Source organism: Microbacterium gawkjiense, assembly GCF_031932225.1.
GTDB lineage: Bacteria > Actinomycetota > Actinomycetes > Actinomycetales > Microbacteriaceae > Microbacterium > Microbacterium gawkjiense.
Genome location: NZ_JAUZVV010000002.1, coordinates 1,104,936 through 1,120,910 on the forward strand (window position 1 = coordinate 1,104,936; position 15,975 = coordinate 1,120,910).

Sequence of the window (15,975 nt, forward strand, 5' to 3'; positions counted from 1 at the left end):
ACAGAGGGGTCAACGGACGAAGGGCGGGGCCTATTCCCAGGTTCGCGGATGCCGCGGCTCAGGGCTCGGGAACGGGTGAACGGATTCCGTGTCATCAGTAGGCTGGGAGCGATGAGCGACGCCCCTTCCTCCCCCGCCACCGCCGACGAGATCCCCGGCGGGTCGTGGCCGGCGCCCACGCCGGGCGAGCCGGTCCACGCGCACGTGACGGTGCCCGGGTCGAAGTCGCTCACCAACCGCGAACTCGTCCTCTCCGCCATCGCCGACGGACCGAGCCTGCTGACCGGCGCGCTCCACTCGGACGACTCCGCGCGCATGATCGACGCCCTCCGTCGCCTCGGCGTGAGGGTCGAGCCGGTCGCCGGCGACTCCCCCTTCGGTCCGGACCTCGAGGTCACCCCGCCGTCCCGCTTCACCGGCGGCACGACGATCGACTGCGGTCAGGCCGGCACCGTCATGCGATTCGTCTCCCCGATCGCCGGCCTCGCCGTGGGCGACGTGCACGTGACCGCGCACCCCACCGCCCTGCACCGCCCGATGGGGGCGATGATCCACGCGCTGCGTGACATCGGGGCGGACATCGACGACGCCGGCAGCTGGTCGCTCCCCTTCGACGTGCGCGGCCACGGGCACCTCCGCGGCGGCGAGGTCACGATCGACGCGAGCCAGTCCAGTCAGTTCGTCTCCGGACTGCTCCTGGCCGCGGCGCGCTTCGACGTCGGCCTGCGTCTCATCCACGACGGCGAGCGCCTGCCGAGCCTCCCCCACATCGAGATGACGGTCGAGGCACTCGCCCGCCGCGGGGTGCATGTCGAGCACCCCACCCCGAACGAGTGGCTCGTGCCCGCGGGACCGGTGCGCGGCAAGGAGATCGCGATCGAACCCGACCTCTCCAACGCCGCTCCGTTCCTCGCCGCCGCCGTCCTCACCGGCGGGTCGGTGACGGTCCCCGGCTGGCCCGCGCACTCGACCCAGCCGGGCGCGCTGCTGGCCGACATCCTGCCCGTCATGGGAGCGCACGTCTCCCGCCGAGCCGGAGCGCTCACCGTCACCGCGGGCGACCGCATCGCCGGCCTCGACCTCGACCTGTCGGCGGCGAGCGAGCTCACCCCGACGCTGTTCGCGCTCGCCGCGTTCGCCGACGCCCCCACGACCTTCCACGGCATCGGTCACATCCGGGGCCACGAGACGGATCGGATCACGGCCCTCGTGGAGAACCTCCGCGCGCTCGGCGGCGAGGCGGAGGAGCGGGAGGACGGCATCCACATCGTCCCGAGGCCCCTGCACGGCGGGGTGTGGCGCGCCCACCACGACCACCGTATGGCGACGGCGGGCGCGGTCATCGGCCTGCGGGTGCCCGGGGTGGTCGTCGACGACATCGGGACGACGGCCAAGACGATGCCCGATTTCCCCCAGCTGTGGGCGGGCATGCTCGCGTGAGCTGGCTCGACGACGACGGCGACGACGACGACCTCGACTACGACGAGGCCGACATCCGCGTCCGGCCGAATCCCAAGGCCAACCGCCCCCGCACCAAGCGCCGCCCCGCGCACGCGGATGCGCAGACCGCCCGCGTGCTCGGCGTGGACCGCGGCCGCTACACGGTCCTGATCGACGAGGACGGCCCGGACGAGCGCCAGATCCTCGCGACACGCGCCCGCGAACTCCGCAAGCAGCCGATCGTCAACGGCGACCGCGCCCGCGTCGTCGGCGACACCTCCGGCGACGACGGCACCCTCGCGCGCATCGTCGGCATCGAGGAGCGCACCTCGCTGCTGCGCCGCAGCGCGGACGACACCGACCAGGTCGAGCGCATCATCGTCGCCAACGCCGATCAGCTGCTCATCGTCGTGGCCGCCGCCGACCCCGAACCCCGGCCGCGCCTCGTCGACCGCTACCTCATCGCGGCGCTGGATGCCGGCATGCACCCGCTGCTCGTCGTCACCAAGACCGATCTCGCCGATCCGGCATCCTTCCTCGCGCACTTCGAGGGCCTCGACAACCTGGAGGTGTTCACCAGCGGGACGGGCGCGATGCCGGTCGCCGAGATCGGCGAACGCCTCGCCGGGCACGCCACCGTGTTCGTCGGCCATTCCGGTGTCGGCAAGTCGACCCTCGTCAACGCCCTCGTCCCCGACGCCGCGCGCGCGACCGGACACGTCAACGAGGTGACCGGGCGCGGCCGCCACACGTCGAGCTCGGCCGTCTCGCTCCGCTACGTCGGCGACCGGGGTCGCGGCTGGGTGATCGACACCCCCGGCGTCCGGTCGTTCGGCCTGGGCCACGTGGACCCCGCCAACATCCTCCGCGCCTACACCGATCTCGCCGCCGTCGCCGAGGAGTGCCCGCGGGGGTGCACTCACCTGCCCGACGCCCCCGACTGCGCGATCGTCGAGGCCGTGGCGGAGGGTCGGCTGGGCGAGCGCGGTCCTGCGAGACTGGACTCGTTGCAGCGACTCCTCGCCACCTTCACGACCTGAGCGGCCGACTAAAATGAGGGGATGCCGCGCCTGAACCCCGGATCCCCCGCCCCCGACTTCACCCTCGTCGACCAGGACGGTGGGACCGTCTCGCTGAGCGACTTCCGCGGCGGGCGCCTCATCGCCTTCTTCTACCCCGCCGCCATGACGCCGGGCTGCACGACCGAGGCCTGCGATTTCCGCGACAGCGTCGCGCCGCTGCAGGCGGCCGGGTACACCGTGGTGGGGATCTCCCGCGACGAGCCGGCGAAGCTGCGCGAGTTCCGTGAGCGCGACGCCCTTCCCTATGCCCTCCTGAGCGATCCCGACCACAGCGTCCACGAGGCCTACGGCGCGTGGGGCGAGAAGATGAACTACGGCAAGGTCGTCGAGGGCGTCATCCGCTCGACCTTCGTCATCGATGAGGACGGCACGGTCGCGCACGCGCTCTACAACGTGAAGGCCACCGGCCACGTCGCGCGGATCCGGAGCCTGCTCGAAGTCTGATCAGACCTCGTCGGCCTCGCTACGCGATCGCGCGCCGGCCGCCCGAGCGGCCGCGATCAGGAGGACGAGCCCCACGACGGCGGGGACCGCGATCGTCGCGGCGAGGCGCGTGTCGGCTCCCTCCCCCGTGAGGGTCCCGAGCGCGACGGACAGGACGAGCAACTGCACGACGACGCCGCCGGAGCGTCCCCACGACCCGCCGCGCCACACGGCGACGGCGAAGCCTGTGACGGCGGCCGCGCCGATCACCGTCAGGGCGAGGAGCGCCAGCGAACTCGGCACGCTCTCGCTGTCGCCGCGGACCAGGGCGACCAGCTCCCACGCGGCGAGGGCCAGGACGCCGATCGCCTCGAGGGCGAGCCAACCGGCCGCGATCCGCTCGACGCGGGTGGTACGCACGTTCACTGCTCCTCCTGGGCGCCCGGGGCACGGCGAGTCGCCGAAATACTCCGTTAACCCGTGATTCACATAACCCTTGATTCCCATGCCCGGGCATGGGAATATTGACGGGCAAGTGTGCTCCCACAGCGGCGTGGGGCGAGCATCAGCTCGCACACCACTCAGGTTAGTCGACGTCGCCCGGCGTCGCATCCCGACTTCCGATCCCCCCACAAGGAGCACCGCTATGGATTGGCGCGACAAAGCCGCCTGCCTGACCGTCGACCCCGAACTGTTCTTCCCCGTGGGGAACACCGGGCCCGCCGTCGACCAGATCGAGAAGGCGAAGTCCGTCTGCGCCCGGTGCACCGTCACCGAACTCTGCCTCCAGTACGCCCTCGAGACCGGCCAGGACTCGGGTGTCTGGGGCGGTCTCTCCGAAGACGAGCGCCGCGCCCTCAAGCGCCGCGCCGCCCGCGCCCGCCGCGCGTCCTGACACCGCCGCGCGCGGGCCTCAGGCCCGCGCGCGCTCGATGTACCGCATCGGGATCTCGATCGTCACCTCGGTCCCGCTGCCCATGAGGGTGTGCCAGTCGATCGTCCCGCTCAGCTCACCCTGGATGAGCGTCCTCACGATCTGCGTGCCGAGACCCCGACCGACCTGACCCTCGGGCAGGCCGACACCGGTGTCGCGGACGCGGACCGCGAGCCGGTCCTCGTCGCGCTCGGCGATGATCTCGACCTCGCCCTCCTTGTCGGCCAGACCGTGTTCGACGGCGTTCGTCACGAGCTCGGTGAGCGCGAGGGCGAGCGGCGTCGCATACTCGCTCGGCAGCGTCCCGAACGTGCCGGTCTTGACCGTGCGGGCACGCGTGTTGGGCGCCGCCGCGACCTCGGCGACGAGTTTGAGGACGCGCTCGAACACGTCGTCGAAGTCCACGCTCTGCGTGAGCCCCTCCGACAGGGTGTCGTGCACGACAGCGATCGCGCTCACCCGGCGCATGGCCTGCGTCAGGGCGTCCCGACCCTCGTCGGAATGGGTTCGCCGCGCCTGGATGCGCAGGAGCGACGCGACGGTCTGAAGGTTGTTCTTGACGCGATGGTGGATCTCCCGGATCGTCGCATCCTTCGTGATGAGCTCCTGCTCCTGGTGGCGGATCTCGCTCACGTCGCGGCACAGGACGATGGCACCGATGCGGGTGCCGTTCTCGCGCAGGGGGATCGTCCGGAGCGACACGGTGACGCCGCGCGCCTCGACGTCCGCGCGCCACGGCGCACGACCGGCCATCACGATCGGCAGCGACTCGTCGAACTGGCGCGACGCCGGCATGATCTTCGTCGCCACCTCCATGAGCGATTCGCCCTCGAGCTCGTCGTCGAAGCCGAGCCGGTTGAAGGCCGACAAGGCGTTCGGGCTCGCGAACGTCGTGATGCCGTCGACGTCGAGACGGATGAGGCCGTCCGAGGCGCGGGGGGCGCCCCGGCGCGGCGAGGTCGGCGCCGTGAGGTCGGGGAAGTCCGCCGATGCGATCATCCCGAACAGGTCGTCCGCGCAGTCGTTGAAGGTGATCTGCTGACGCGACGGCGTGCGGGCCTCGCCGAGGTTGGTGTGCCGGGTCAGCACGCCGATCACCCGGCTCTCGCGCCCCTCCGCCGCGCGCTCGCGCACGATGGGTACGGCCCGCACGCGGGTCGGGGTCTCCTCGAACCAGTCCGGCGAGGACGAATCCACGACGCGCACCTGGGTGAACGCGTCCGTGACCTGCGTGCGCCACTGCGGCCGCACGGCGTCGCCGACGATGTCGCGGTAGAACAGGGTCGCCGCTCCGCTCGGCCGGGTGTGGGCGACGGCGATGAACGAGTCGTCCGACGTCGGCACCCAGATGACGATGTCCGCGAAGGCCAGGTCGGCGAGGAGCTGACCGTCACCGGCGAGGCGGTGCAGCCACTCCACATCCTCCGCGGTGGATCGGCCTTGGGCGTAGACGAGGTCGCTGAGGGTGGACACGCCTCCACCCTAGATCCTCCTCCCGGGCGCTTCCCGCGGTCTACGCGCTCCGGGCCAGACGGCGCAGCGAGTGCCGGGTCGCGACCTGAGCGGCACGCCGCGGGGCGAGGGATTCGGCGACGAGGCGTCGCACCGCGGTCGGCACCGCCGAGCGCGGTGCGACGTGGGCGATCGGGCGCGCGGCGAGGAGCGCGGCATCCGTCCCCCGGGCATCCCACGGGACGAAGGACACGTCCGTCACGCCCGTGTAGCGCTCGAGGGTGCGCCGCACCTGTCCGCGGGCGTCGACGCCCAGGGCGCCGGCACGGATCTTGTTGACCACCACCCGGACGGGCGTGGTGCCCGCCGCCGCGCGGAGCTCGGGCCAGTTCCGTACGAAACGGGACACCCCGACGGGGTCGGCGGCGACGACGGCCAGGACGACGTCGGCCGCTTCGACGGCCGCGAGCGTCGCGGCGTTCCGGCGGGGACCGTCGACGAGGTCGCTCACGATCTCCTCGTCGCGTTCGAGGGATGCCGCGGTGTCGACGACGGTGTCATCCACCCATCCGCGACACGCCTCGAGGGCGGCGAGCACGCGGGCATGGGAGAGCTCGGGCCACCGTCCCGGCCGATTGAGGCCGGTGAGCACGTCCACGTCGGCCAGCGTCGACGCGATGCGGCTGAGCTCGGCCACCGTGAGTGTGCCGCGTTCGGCCTGCCGGCATGCGGCGGCGAACCCGGGGCCCTCGTCGGCGAGGCCGGTCGCGAGGGCGAGCGAGGGCGCGTGGGAGTCCGCGTCGACGAGCGCGACGCGGTGGTCGGCACTCGAAAGTGCACAGGCGATCTCGATGGCGAGGGTCGTCCGCCCGGGCGCCCCCTGTGCGCCCCACACGGTGATCACACGGCCGCGGGTGGGCTCGACGGGAAGGGACGACGGAGGGCTCGCGAGGAGCACGGCCGCCGGTGCGTCCGGATCGTGGGCCGCGAGCCCGAGCGATGCGGCGAGGCGCCGATCCGAGGTTCGAGCGCACAGCGGCACGATGCGCACCGACAGACGGTCGCAGGCGGCGACGAGCTCGGCGGTCAGGGTCGCCGCCCGCCCCTCGACGATCAGGAGGTCCGCCCGGGCCAGCTCGGCGAGGAGCTCCGCCGCCTCGGGCGCGGCCATCGCATCGAGCGCGGCGGCAGCGGGGGCGGATGCCGCCACCACCGCGCGCACGTCGGCGTCCTCGTGGCGCAGTTGCGCGGCGAGGGTGTCCGCGCGGGGACCGTCCGCCGCGACGACGGCCCTCACCGGGACTCCCCCGCCACGGGCACGACCGACAGGAGGGAGTCGTCGGACACCGCGGCGAGCGTCGCGGCGACATCGGCGCGGGGGATGACGATCTCGAGCGACACGTCCTCGCCCGAGACGACGGCGTCGTCCTTCGTCACCGTGACCACCGTCGCCGAGGGCACGAGGATCCGCGGCTCGCCGACCTCGCCGCCCTCCTCGGCCGGTGCCGCCCAGACCTCCACGACCGAACCCGAGGTGACGGCGTCGGACACGTCTCCGGCCGTCCGGATCACCACGCTCGTCGTGGTCGCGGCATCCGCGTCGTCCACGGCCGCGTGCGGGACGAGTTCGCCCGCCAGGATCGTGCGGGTCGCGATGACGCCGGGCTCGAGCGAGGCGGGCGAGACGTACGTGTCACCCGCGGACCCCAGGGCGACGTCGACCACCCGCAGGTCGTCCGCCGTCACGGTCTGACCGGGGACGATCGTGCGGGCGGCGGCGAACACCGGCGCGGTCTGACGCGCAGAGGCGACGACGAGCCAGACGCCCGCGACGGACGCGATGATCAGCGCGATACCGAGGAGGAATCGCGCGTCGGCCCAGAACGCACGCGGCGCGGGCCGGACGGTGTCGGGAGTGGTCATGACGCCATGGTGACCGAGCCCGCGGCGGTGCCACCGCGATTATCCACAAGCCGGCGATGCAGCCGATACGACCTGTACGCGGGCCCATAATGGCCTCATGCCCGATGCGTCCCCCCTGCGTATGCTCACGCCCGCCCAGGTCGCGGAGATGCTGCAACTGGAGGTCGACGAGGTCGTGGCTCTCATCCTCGACGGACGTCTGCGGGGGGCTCGGCTCGGCTCCCCGCCCGCGTGGCGCATCGAGGCGGACAGCGTCGAGGACTACCTGGACGAACAGGCGGAGGACGCGCGACTCCACGCGCTCTGGCGCGAGTCCAACGCCGCGAGCTTCCCCGAGCTCTGGGGGCGCGGCCGCCGCGGCGGCGAATGATCACGGCCTGATCGCGCCGCGCTCACGCGAGCGAGGCCGGCGCTTCCAGCCGCACGGCCGTGACCGCCGACAGCGGCACGATGCGGTATCCGCTCACGAGGTCGGCGCGACGGGGTGAACCGCGGTCGTGCAGGGCGAGATCGAGATGATCGGATGCCGCACGGTCGATCGTGCCGCAGTACTCCCGCCCGTCGACGGCGTACAGCGTCACGGGGACACGCCGCCGCGCGAGGTCGCGTAGGAGGAAGCCGAGCGTCATCCGCTCGCGGAGCCGCCCGGGCTCACTCCCCCGGGCGCTGCGAAGCAGGTCGGCGTGCGTCGGCCCCACCGCGACGAGGGCGGCCAGGGGGACGATCAGGGCACCCCTCGCGCCGCCGTCGTCCACCGCGAGCCAATCCGGTCCGACCGCGACGGGTACGCCGGTCACGGCGGCGCCGCCCACGAGATCCAGGGTGATCGCGTCCTCGACGGCACCCACCAGGGCATGCAACCGCTGGAACAGCGACAGCCGGGCCAGTCGCAGCCGCTCGGCCTCGGTGTCGAGCGCCGCGCGCTCGGCCTCCCATTCGGAGTCCAATTGGTCTTCGAGATCCTCGAAGAATCGATCCCAGCGCACGACCGCGAATGTAGAGGACCACCCGCCGGCACCGCGGGGTTTGTCCACAGGTTGGAGTATTCTCATCCACCCTCTCGTCACCCTGTGCTGTACTCGTGGCGTTCATCGACCCGCAGACACCTGTCGCCCGAGAGGAACCGACATGGCCCTCACCGCCACCGAAGACAGCCGGATACCGCGTTCGGGGAGCGCCCTCGAGGTCGCCGAGTACTTCGCACCGCAGCGCACCTCGACGGCCGATCTGCCCGACCCGCTCCCCCTCGTGAAGAACCTCACGATCGGCGTCCTCGAGGTGCTGGCCGGCGTGCGCGACGTCGATCAGCTGGCGCGCTGGCTCGGCGAGGACGCGTACCGGGCGCTCGTCACCCGAGCGAACCTGTCGGCCCGCGCGCGGAGCGCACGCGGCGTCGCCGCCGTCCGGCCCGCGCACCGCATCCTGAGCGATCGCACCTGCGAACCCGCCGACGGCGTGCTCGAGGCGGTCGTGGTGGTCGGCGCTCCGATCCGCACACGTGCCGTCGCGATGCGCCTCGAGGGCTGGGACGGGCGCTGGCGCGCGACCTCCCTCGCCCTGCTCTGACCTCGCGGCCCCTTACTGCTTGTACGACGCGAGGAAGTTGCCCAGGCGCTCGATCGCCTCGGTGAGCACTCGCGCCTCGGGCAGCGTGACGATGCGGAAGTGATCCGGCGTCGGCCAGTTGAACCCGGTCCCCTGCACGAGCAGCACGTGCTCGGCGACGAGGAAGTCGTAGACGAACTTGGCGTCGTCGTGGATGTCGTGGACCTCGGGGTCGAGCCGGGGGAAGGCGTAAAGGGCGCCCTCGGGCTTGACGCAGGTGACGCCGGGGATGGCGGTGAGGCCGGCCCAGGCGGCATCCCGCTGCTCATGGAGCCGACCCGTCGGTGCGATGAGCGCGTCGATGGACTGGACACCCGACAACGCCGCCTGGACGGCGAACTGCGCGGGGACGTTGGGGCACAGACGTGTCGAGGCGAGCAGCTGGATGCCCTCGAGGAAGCCGGCGGCGTGCTTCTTCGGTCCAGTGATGACCATCCACCCCGAGCGGTACCCGGCGACGCGGTAGGTCTTCGACAGTCCGTTGTAGGTCAGGCAGAGCAGGTCCGGCGCGAGGGTCGCGAGCGGGATGTGCCGAGCGCCGTCGAAGAGGATGCGGTCGTAGATCTCGTCGGAGAGCAGGAGGAGCTGGTGCTCGCGGGCGATCTCCACGATCCCCTGCAGCACCTCGCGGGTGTAGACGGCGCCGGTCGGGTTGTTCGGGTTGATCACGACGATCGCCTTGGTGCGCGGCGTCACCTTGGCCCGGATATCCTCGAGGTCGGGCTGCCAGCCGTTCTCGCTGTCGGCGAGGTAGTGCACCGGGGTGCCGCCTGCGAGGCTCGTCATGGCGGTCCACAGCGGATAGTCCGGCGCGGGGATGAGGACCTCGTCGCCCTCGTCGAGCAGCGCCTGCATCGTCATCGTGATGAGCTCGGACACACCGTTGCCGAGGTAGACGTCATCGGGGTCGAACTTCGGGAAGCCCGGCTCCTCCTCGTACCGCGAGACGATCGCCCGCCGCGCGGACATGATGCCGCGGGAGTCCGAGTAGCCGTGCGCCTGCGGGACCGCCTCGATCATGTCGCGGACGATCTGGAACGGCGCCTCGAATCCGAAGATCGCGGGGTTGCCGGTGTTGAGCTTGAGGATCGTGTGACCCTCGTCCTGCAGCCGGTCGGCCTCGACCAGGGCGGCTCCGCGGATCTCGTACAGGACGTCCTTGAGTTTGGATGACTGGTCGAAGGTGCGCGGGCTCATCGGTTCAGGATATCGGGGACCCGACGGGGCCAATGGCGGTCCGGTGGCCCGCCCGACCCCGTCGGACCGAGATCACTTCTTCTTGCCGGACGCCCGTCGCTGCGCGCGGTTGCCCGCCTCGGCCGGTGCCTGCACCTGCTGCCCGAAGGAGCCGCGAGGGGCGTCGGCGGGGGCCTCCTGCTCGGCCTCGCGCTGGCGTGCCTTGCTGGTCGCCGCCTGCTGGACCTGGCCGCGCTCGTTGCGCACCTCGACCTCGCCCGCGTCGTTCGGGGCGGTGTACTGCAGCTTCTGCGCGTCGATCTCGGGCGCGGCGAGGCCCTTCGCCTCGATGTCGCCCCCCTCGGTCTGACGGACCTCGACCTCGAGGTTGAAGAGGAAGCCGACCGACTCCTCCTTGATCTGGGCCATCATCGACTGGAACATCTGGTACCCCTCGCGCTGGTACTCGATGAGAGGGTCGCGCTGCGCCATGGCGCGCAGGCCGATGCCGTCCTTGAGGTAGTCCATCTCGTAGAGGTGGTCGCGCCAGCGACGGTCGAGGACCTGCAGCACGACGCGACGCTCGAGCTCGCGCATGGCGGGCGCTCCGAGCTTCTCCTCGCGGTTGCGGTAGGCGATCTTGGCGTCCGAGAGCAGCTCGCGCTTGAGCAGTTCGGGGGTCACCTTGCCCTTGCTGCCGCTCTCGGCGACGACCTCGTCGATCGTGACGCCGACCGGGTAGAGGGTGCCGAGCTCGGCCCACATCGCATCGAAGTCCCAGCTCTCGTTGTGGCCGGAACCGGTGTGCTCGTCGATGATCGCGGCGATGGTGTCCTCGAGGAAATGCTCGATGCGCTCCGAGAGGTCGTCGCCCTCGAGCATGTGCCGGCGGTCGGCGTAGATCGCCTCGCGCTGCCGGTTGAGGACGTCGTCGTACTTGAGGACGTTCTTGCGGATCTCGGCGTTGCGCGCCTCCACCTGCGCCTGAGCGCTCTTGATCGCGCGCGAGACCATCGAGGACTCGATGGCCACGTCGTCGGGGAAGTTCGTGCGGGCCAGGATCGCCTCGGCCGCACCCGACTGGAACAGTCGCATGAGGTCGTCCGTGAGCGACAGGTAGAACCGGCTCTCACCGGGGTCGCCCTGACGGCCCGAGCGACCACGGAGCTGGTTGTCGATACGGCGTGACTCGTGTCGTTCGGTGCCGAGGACGTAGAGTCCCCCCGCCTCGACGACGCGGTCGGCCTCCTCCTGCACCTTCTCCTTGACGGCGGCGTAGACCTCTTCCCACGCGGCCTCGTATTCGTCCGGCGTCTCGACGGGGTCGAGGCCCTTGGCCCTCATCTCCGAGACGGCGAGGAACTCGGCGTTGCCGCCGAGCATGATGTCAGTGCCTCGACCGGCCATGTTCGTGGCGACCGTCACGGCGCCGTAGCGACCGGCGCGGGCGACGATCTCGGCCTCGCGCGCGTGGTTCTTCGCGTTGAGGACCTCGTGCTTGATGCCCTTCTTCGCCAGGAGGCGGGAGAGGTACTCGCTCTTCTCGACGCTCACGGTTCCGACGAGGACCGGCTGACCGGAGGCGTGACGCTCGGCGATGTCCTCCACGACCTGCGCGAACTTCGCCTGCTCGTTCTTGTAGACGAGGTCGGACTGGTCCTTGCGGATCATCGGCTTGTTCGTCGGGATCGGGACGACACCGAGCTTGTAGGTCGACATGAACTCCGCCGCCTCGGTCTCGGCGGTACCGGTCATGCCGGAGAGCTTCTCGTAGAGGCGGAAGTAGTTCTGCAGGGTCACGGTGGCGAGGGTCTGGTTCTCGGCCTTCACCGCGACGCCCTCCTTCGCCTCGATCGCCTGGTGGATGCCCTCGTTGTAGCGACGCCCCACGAGGATGCGGCCGGTGTGCTCGTCGACGATCATCACCTCGCCGTTCATCACGACGTAGTCGGTGTCGCGCTTGAACAGGGCGAGCGCCTTGATCGAGTTGTTGAGGAAGGAGATGAGCGGGGTGTTCGCCGACTCGTAGAGGTTGTCGATGCCGAGGTAGTCCTCGACCTTCTCGATACCGGGCTCGAGCACACCGATCGTGCGCTTCTTCTCGTCGACCTCGAAGTCGACACCGGCCTCGAGGGTGCGGGCGATCTTCGCGAACTCGGTGAACCAGCGGTTCGCCTCTCCGGAGGACGGGCCCGAGATGATGAGCGGCGTCCGCGCCTCGTCGATGAGGATCGAGTCCACCTCGTCGACGATGCAGTAGAAGTGACCCCGCTGCACGAGGTCCTCACGGCGCCACGCCATGTTGTCGCGCAGGTAGTCGAAGCCGAACTCGTTGTTGGTGCCGTAGGTGATGTCGGCTTCGTACTGCTGCCGGCGCACCTCGGGGTTCTGGCCCGAGACGACGGTGCCGGTGGTCATCCCGAGCGCGCGGTAGACGCGACCCATGAGCTCGGATTGGTACGAGGCGAGGAAGTCGTTGACCGTGATGACGTGGACGCCCTTGCCCGCGATCGCGTTGAGGTACGCCGGGAGGGCGGCGGTCAGGGTCTTGCCCTCACCGGTCTTCATCTCGGCGATGTTGCCGAGATGGAGGGCGGCCCCACCCATCACCTGCACGTCGTAGGGGCGCTGGCCGAGGGTGCGGCTCGCGGCTTCGCGGACGGCGGCGAAGGCCTCGGGCATGAGCTTGTCGAGACTCTCGCCCGCCTCGTAGCGGGCGCGGAGTTCGGCGGTCTCGCCGCGCAGCTCCTCGTCGGTGAGGTGCGCATAGTCCTCTTCGAGGGCCGACACGGCCTTCACGACCTGCTGCAGCCTGCGCAGGACGCGGCCTTCACCGGCACGAAGCAGTTTCTCGAGGGGGTTCGCCACGGAGGATCTCCATCTGTCGATTCGCCACCCCGACGTGCGATGTCGGGATGCCGGTGCGCGGGACGCGCAGACATACACCGCCATGTTATCCGCCTGTGACCTACGAGGTTGCTGGGGGCATCCGGCCGCTCCCCCGCGCGTCGACCGGCGGCATCCGTCGGCCCGTAAGATCGGCCCATGGCCGGTTTCTGGGGAAGACGCAAGCGCGAGGACGCGGAGATCGAGGCACAGGACGCCGAGCTCAGCCGCAAGGCGGGGGCGGCGCTCGTCTCGGCCGACGAGCGCATCCGCGTGACGGACGACGAGCTGTCCTACGCCGAGATCGAGCTCGGGCGCGACGCGACCGCTCCGCTGCGCGAGGCGCTCGCGGCGGTGCGCCAGCACCTCGGCGAGGCATTCCAGCTGCACCAGCTGAACCACGACGAGATCCCCGACACCCCCGAGGAGCTGCGCACGCGCAACGCGCGCATCGTCCAGCTGTGCGAATGGGCCGAGGACCTGCTCGACGACCGCACCGAGTCCCTCGCCGAGGCGATCGCCCGTGCCCGGCGCGCGCCCGAGATCATCGCCGGCATCCGCGCGGACGTGACGCGCCTGCGGGAGCGCCTCCCCGCACTGAACGCGAGCCTCGAGCGACTGTCCACGCGGTACTCGGATGCCGCGATGCGCACCGTGCTGGGCAATGCGGCCGAAGCGGCCCAGCTGCTGGATTTCGCCGAGCACAGCGCCGAGGTCTCGGAGCGCCGCCGCGACAGCGGTCAGCGCGAGCAGGCGAACCTCGCCCTCGAGACCGCGATCGAGGCCTCGCGGCGGGCGGGCACGCTCGTCGAGGCCGTCGACACGTTCGAGATCGAGGCCCTGCGGGCGGAGTCGACCCTGGCGGCCATCGTCGACGATTCGCGCGACGACCTGATCGTCGCGCAGCCGATGCTGGGCACCCCGGCCGTCGCGGCCGCCGCCGCCGAGCTCGAGGCGGCGCTCGCCTCGCTCACCCCCGCGGGCAGCAAGCCCGACCCCTTCGCCGAACTGACCCGTCTGCGCGCCGCCAACGCCGCGCTCGACGCGGCCGTCGCCAAGGCGCGGGAACGGGCCGAGCGTCCGGTGCCGTCCGAGGAGCACGTGCGCCACGCGATCGACGACGCCGACCGCCAGATCGGGGTCGCGCGCAGTGTGATCTCGGGCCACCGCGGGTGGATCGGCGCCGACGCCCGCACCCGGCTCGCCGAGGCCGAGCGCATCCGCGGCGACCTGCTGCGCTTCTCGGGCCCGATCGGCGAGGACGACCGCGAGGAGGCGATGGGTCTCGCCCGTCGCGCCGCGCACCTGGCGGGCGAGGCGCTCCAGCTGGCGCAGCGCGACATCGACTCGTCCCGGCCGAACGATTGGGGGAACGGCGGATACGGCGGTCGAGGGATGGGCGGCGGGATGGGCGGCGGCAGCCTGGCCGGCGGCCTGCTCGGCGGACTCGTCATCGGCGGTCTGCTGGACGGCATGTTCGACTGATGGCCGCCCTCGACGACGCGCTCGCCCTCTCGCAGACCTGGGACGTCCCCCACGCCTCCGCCGTCGTCGTGACGGCGGAGGGGACGGCGGCGGCGTCCGCCGGGGACCAGGACCGCGTCTACCGACTCGCCTCGGTCACCAAGCTCCTCAGCGCCTATGCCGCCCTCGTCGCGGTCGAGGAGGGCGCCCTCGCCCTCGACCAGCCCGCGGGCCCGCCCGGGGCGACGGTCGCCCACCTGCTCGCCCACACGGCCGGATACGACTTCTCGACGTCGACGCTCCGCGCGGAGCCCGGGGAGCGGCGCCTCTACTCGAACACCGGATTCGAGGTGCTCGCGGACCTGCTCGAATCGGAGACCGGCATCGGCTTCGATGCGTACGCGCACGAGGCGGTCTTCGCCCCGCTCGGGATGACGTCCACCACGATCGGCGGTTCCGCCGCGGCGGGCGGGGCGTCCTCGTGCACCGATCTGGCCCGGTTCGCGGCGGAGCTGCAGCGGCCGCGGTTGCTGGACCCCGCGACGCTCGCCGCAGCGACGGGTGTGGCCTTCCCGGGCCTGCGGGGCGTCCTCCCCGGCTTCGGTCTGCAGCGCGAGAACGACTGGGGCCTGGGTCCGGAGATCCGCGGCACGAAGAGCCCGCACTGGACCGGGGCGCACAACTCCCCCGGGACCTTCGGCCACTTCGGCCAGTCCGGCACCTTCCTCTGGGTCGACCCGCGGGCGGGCGCAGCCCTCGTCGCCCTCACCGACCGGCCGTTCGGCGAGTGGGCGGCAGAGGCCTGGCCGCCCTTCAGCGACGCGGTCCTCGGAGCCCTCGCGGCACGCTGAGCCGCACGCCGGACACGGAAGAGGGCGGATGCCGTGCGGCATCCGCCCTCTTCCGTCACCGCTCGTCGGTCAGGAGACGAGCTCCGCGGGTGCGGCGGTGGTCGTGAGCGAGATCACGCCGTAGTCCCAGCCCTTGCGGCGGTAGACGACGCTCGGCTGGTCGGTGCGGGCGTCGATGAAGAGGAAGAAGTCGTGACCGACGAGTTCCATCCGGTCCACGGCGTCCTCGACGGTCATCCACTCGGGGTCGAACCGCTTGGTGCGGATGACCACGGGGGTGTAGTCCTCCTCGTCCTCGGCGCCGGTCATGATGGGCACCTCGCCGGTCGCGACGGCGCGGATGACGTCGACGGACGCGGGCTGCACGTCGATGCCCTGCAGCGTGCCGGTGCCCTTCTCGAGCTTGGCGCCGCGCGGGTGGTTGCGTGCGTCGACGCGCTTCTCCTTCGCGCGGCGGATCTGTTCGGCGAGCTTGGTGATCGCGAGATCGAGGGCGGCGAACTTGTCGCCGTCCACCGCCTCGGCGCGGACGACGGGTCCCTTGCCGGTGAGGGTGACCTCGACGGTCTCGTCCTCGCGGCCCCCGTTGTGGTAGGTGCGATGCGTCACCTTGATGTCGAGCCGTTGGGCTCGAGGGGCAAGGTGCGCGATGCGGGCGGACTTCTCCTCGACGACTGTGCGGAAACGATCGCTGACGCTCACGCCCACACCGACGATGTTGATCTCCATCCCTGACCTC

16 protein-coding genes are annotated in these 15,975 nt (G+C 71.3%); 8 read left to right on the forward strand and 8 right to left on the reverse strand.

Features of this window, described 5'->3' with window-relative positions; translation table 11 throughout:
• Nucleotides 1-111 precede the first annotated feature (111 nt).
• From aroA to bcp, 3 genes are read left to right on the forward strand one after another with little or no spacing between them, the layout of a single operon-like run.
• A complete protein-coding gene (gene aroA, locus Q9S71_RS13585) occupies nt 112-1,440 on the forward strand; it encodes a 3-phosphoshikimate 1-carboxyvinyltransferase (protein WP_311862879.1) in 1,329 nt (442 codons plus the stop codon).
• A complete protein-coding gene (gene rsgA / locus Q9S71_RS13590; RefSeq protein ID WP_311862881.1) occupies nt 1,437-2,480 on the forward strand; it encodes a ribosome small subunit-dependent GTPase A in 1,044 nt (347 codons plus the stop codon). The genes aroA and rsgA overlap by 4 nt, the downstream gene beginning before the upstream one ends.
• A gap of 21 nt (nt 2,481-2,501) precedes the next feature.
• Nucleotides 2,502-2,966: a thioredoxin-dependent thiol peroxidase gene (bcp, locus tag Q9S71_RS13595; protein ID WP_311862882.1), complete on the forward strand. Its 465-nt coding sequence runs from the start codon at nt 2,502-2,504 to the stop codon at nt 2,964-2,966.
• Here bcp and Q9S71_RS13600 read toward each other — a convergent pair whose 3' ends face one another.
• Nucleotides 2,967-3,365 carry a histidine kinase gene (locus Q9S71_RS13600; protein WP_311862885.1) on the reverse strand — a complete coding sequence of 133 codons (399 nt, stop codon included), beginning with the start codon at nt 3,363-3,365 and terminating at the stop codon, nt 2,967-2,969. It abuts the gene before it with no gap.
• 226 nt (nt 3,366-3,591) lie between these two features.
• On the opposite strand from Q9S71_RS13600, the gene Q9S71_RS13605 reads away from it, so the two are divergent.
• Nucleotides 3,592-3,840: a WhiB family transcriptional regulator gene (locus tag Q9S71_RS13605; protein ID WP_018188706.1), complete on the forward strand. Its 249-nt coding sequence runs from the start codon at nt 3,592-3,594 to the stop codon at nt 3,838-3,840.
• 18 nt (nt 3,841-3,858) lie between these two features.
• On the opposite strand, the gene Q9S71_RS13610 is transcribed toward Q9S71_RS13605, so the two are convergent.
• Genes Q9S71_RS13610 through Q9S71_RS13620 form a run of 3 tightly spaced genes read right to left on the reverse strand, consistent with a single transcriptional unit; the run spans nt 3,859 to nt 7,254 of the window.
• The gene (locus tag Q9S71_RS13610) at nt 3,859-5,352 is read right to left on the reverse strand and encodes a sensor histidine kinase (RefSeq protein WP_064001420.1); all 1,494 of its coding nucleotides are present in this window, start codon (nt 5,350-5,352) and stop codon (nt 3,859-3,861) included.
• 40 nt (nt 5,353-5,392) lie between these two features.
• Complete coding sequence (locus Q9S71_RS13615; RefSeq protein ID WP_311862887.1) at nt 5,393-6,628, reverse strand: CpaE/TadZ family protein; 1,236 nt, start codon at nt 6,626-6,628, stop codon at nt 5,393-5,395.
• Nucleotides 6,625-7,254 carry an SAF domain-containing protein gene (locus Q9S71_RS13620; protein ID WP_311862889.1) on the reverse strand — a complete coding sequence of 210 codons (630 nt, stop codon included), beginning with the start codon at nt 7,252-7,254 and terminating at the stop codon, nt 6,625-6,627. Before Q9S71_RS13620 ends, Q9S71_RS13615 begins: the two co-directional genes overlap by 4 nt.
• A gap of 121 nt (nt 7,255-7,375) precedes the next feature.
• On the opposite strand from Q9S71_RS13620, the gene Q9S71_RS13625 reads away from it, so the two are divergent.
• Complete coding sequence (locus tag Q9S71_RS13625; RefSeq protein ID WP_422880368.1) at nt 7,376-7,624, forward strand: helix-turn-helix domain-containing protein; 249 nt, start codon at nt 7,376-7,378, stop codon at nt 7,622-7,624.
• A 22-nt stretch (nt 7,625-7,646) separates the two neighbouring features.
• On the opposite strand, the gene Q9S71_RS13630 is transcribed toward Q9S71_RS13625, so the two are convergent.
• Nucleotides 7,647-8,240, reverse strand: a complete 594-nt coding sequence (locus Q9S71_RS13630) for a hypothetical protein (RefSeq protein ID WP_217531228.1) — start codon at nt 8,238-8,240, stop codon at nt 7,647-7,649.
• Between the two features lie 142 nt (nt 8,241-8,382).
• On the opposite strand from Q9S71_RS13630, the gene Q9S71_RS13635 reads away from it, so the two are divergent.
• Nucleotides 8,383-8,820 (forward strand): Rv3235 family protein, encoded by a 438-nt coding sequence (locus tag Q9S71_RS13635; protein ID WP_311862896.1) that lies wholly within the window; start codon nt 8,383-8,385, stop codon nt 8,818-8,820.
• Between the two features lie 12 nt (nt 8,821-8,832).
• Here Q9S71_RS13635 and Q9S71_RS13640 read toward each other — a convergent pair whose 3' ends face one another.
• Both Q9S71_RS13640 and secA read right to left on the reverse strand, forming a co-directional pair.
• Nucleotides 8,833-10,056, reverse strand: a complete 1,224-nt coding sequence (locus Q9S71_RS13640; protein ID WP_064001415.1) for a pyridoxal phosphate-dependent aminotransferase — start codon at nt 10,054-10,056, stop codon at nt 8,833-8,835.
• Nucleotides 10,057-10,128: 72 nt separating this feature from the next.
• The gene (gene secA, locus Q9S71_RS13645; RefSeq protein ID WP_311862897.1) at nt 10,129-12,903 is read right to left on the reverse strand and encodes a preprotein translocase subunit SecA; all 2,775 of its coding nucleotides are present in this window, start codon (nt 12,901-12,903) and stop codon (nt 10,129-10,131) included.
• 177 nt (nt 12,904-13,080) lie between these two features.
• Here secA and Q9S71_RS13650 point away from each other — a divergent pair, with 177 nt between their 5' ends.
• Nucleotides 13,081-14,406, forward strand: a complete 1,326-nt coding sequence (locus Q9S71_RS13650) for a hypothetical protein (RefSeq protein WP_311862899.1) — start codon at nt 13,081-13,083, stop codon at nt 14,404-14,406.
• Complete coding sequence (locus tag Q9S71_RS13655; RefSeq protein ID WP_311862902.1) at nt 14,406-15,236, forward strand: serine hydrolase domain-containing protein; 831 nt, start codon at nt 14,406-14,408, stop codon at nt 15,234-15,236. The genes Q9S71_RS13650 and Q9S71_RS13655 overlap by 1 nt, the downstream gene beginning before the upstream one ends.
• Nucleotides 15,237-15,305: 69 nt before the next feature.
• Here Q9S71_RS13655 and hpf read toward each other — a convergent pair whose 3' ends face one another.
• Nucleotides 15,306-15,965, reverse strand: coding sequence for a ribosome hibernation-promoting factor, HPF/YfiA family (gene hpf, locus Q9S71_RS13660; protein ID WP_311862904.1), 660 nt, complete (start codon nt 15,963-15,965; stop codon nt 15,306-15,308).
• Between the last annotated feature and the right edge of the window lie 10 nt (nt 15,966-15,975).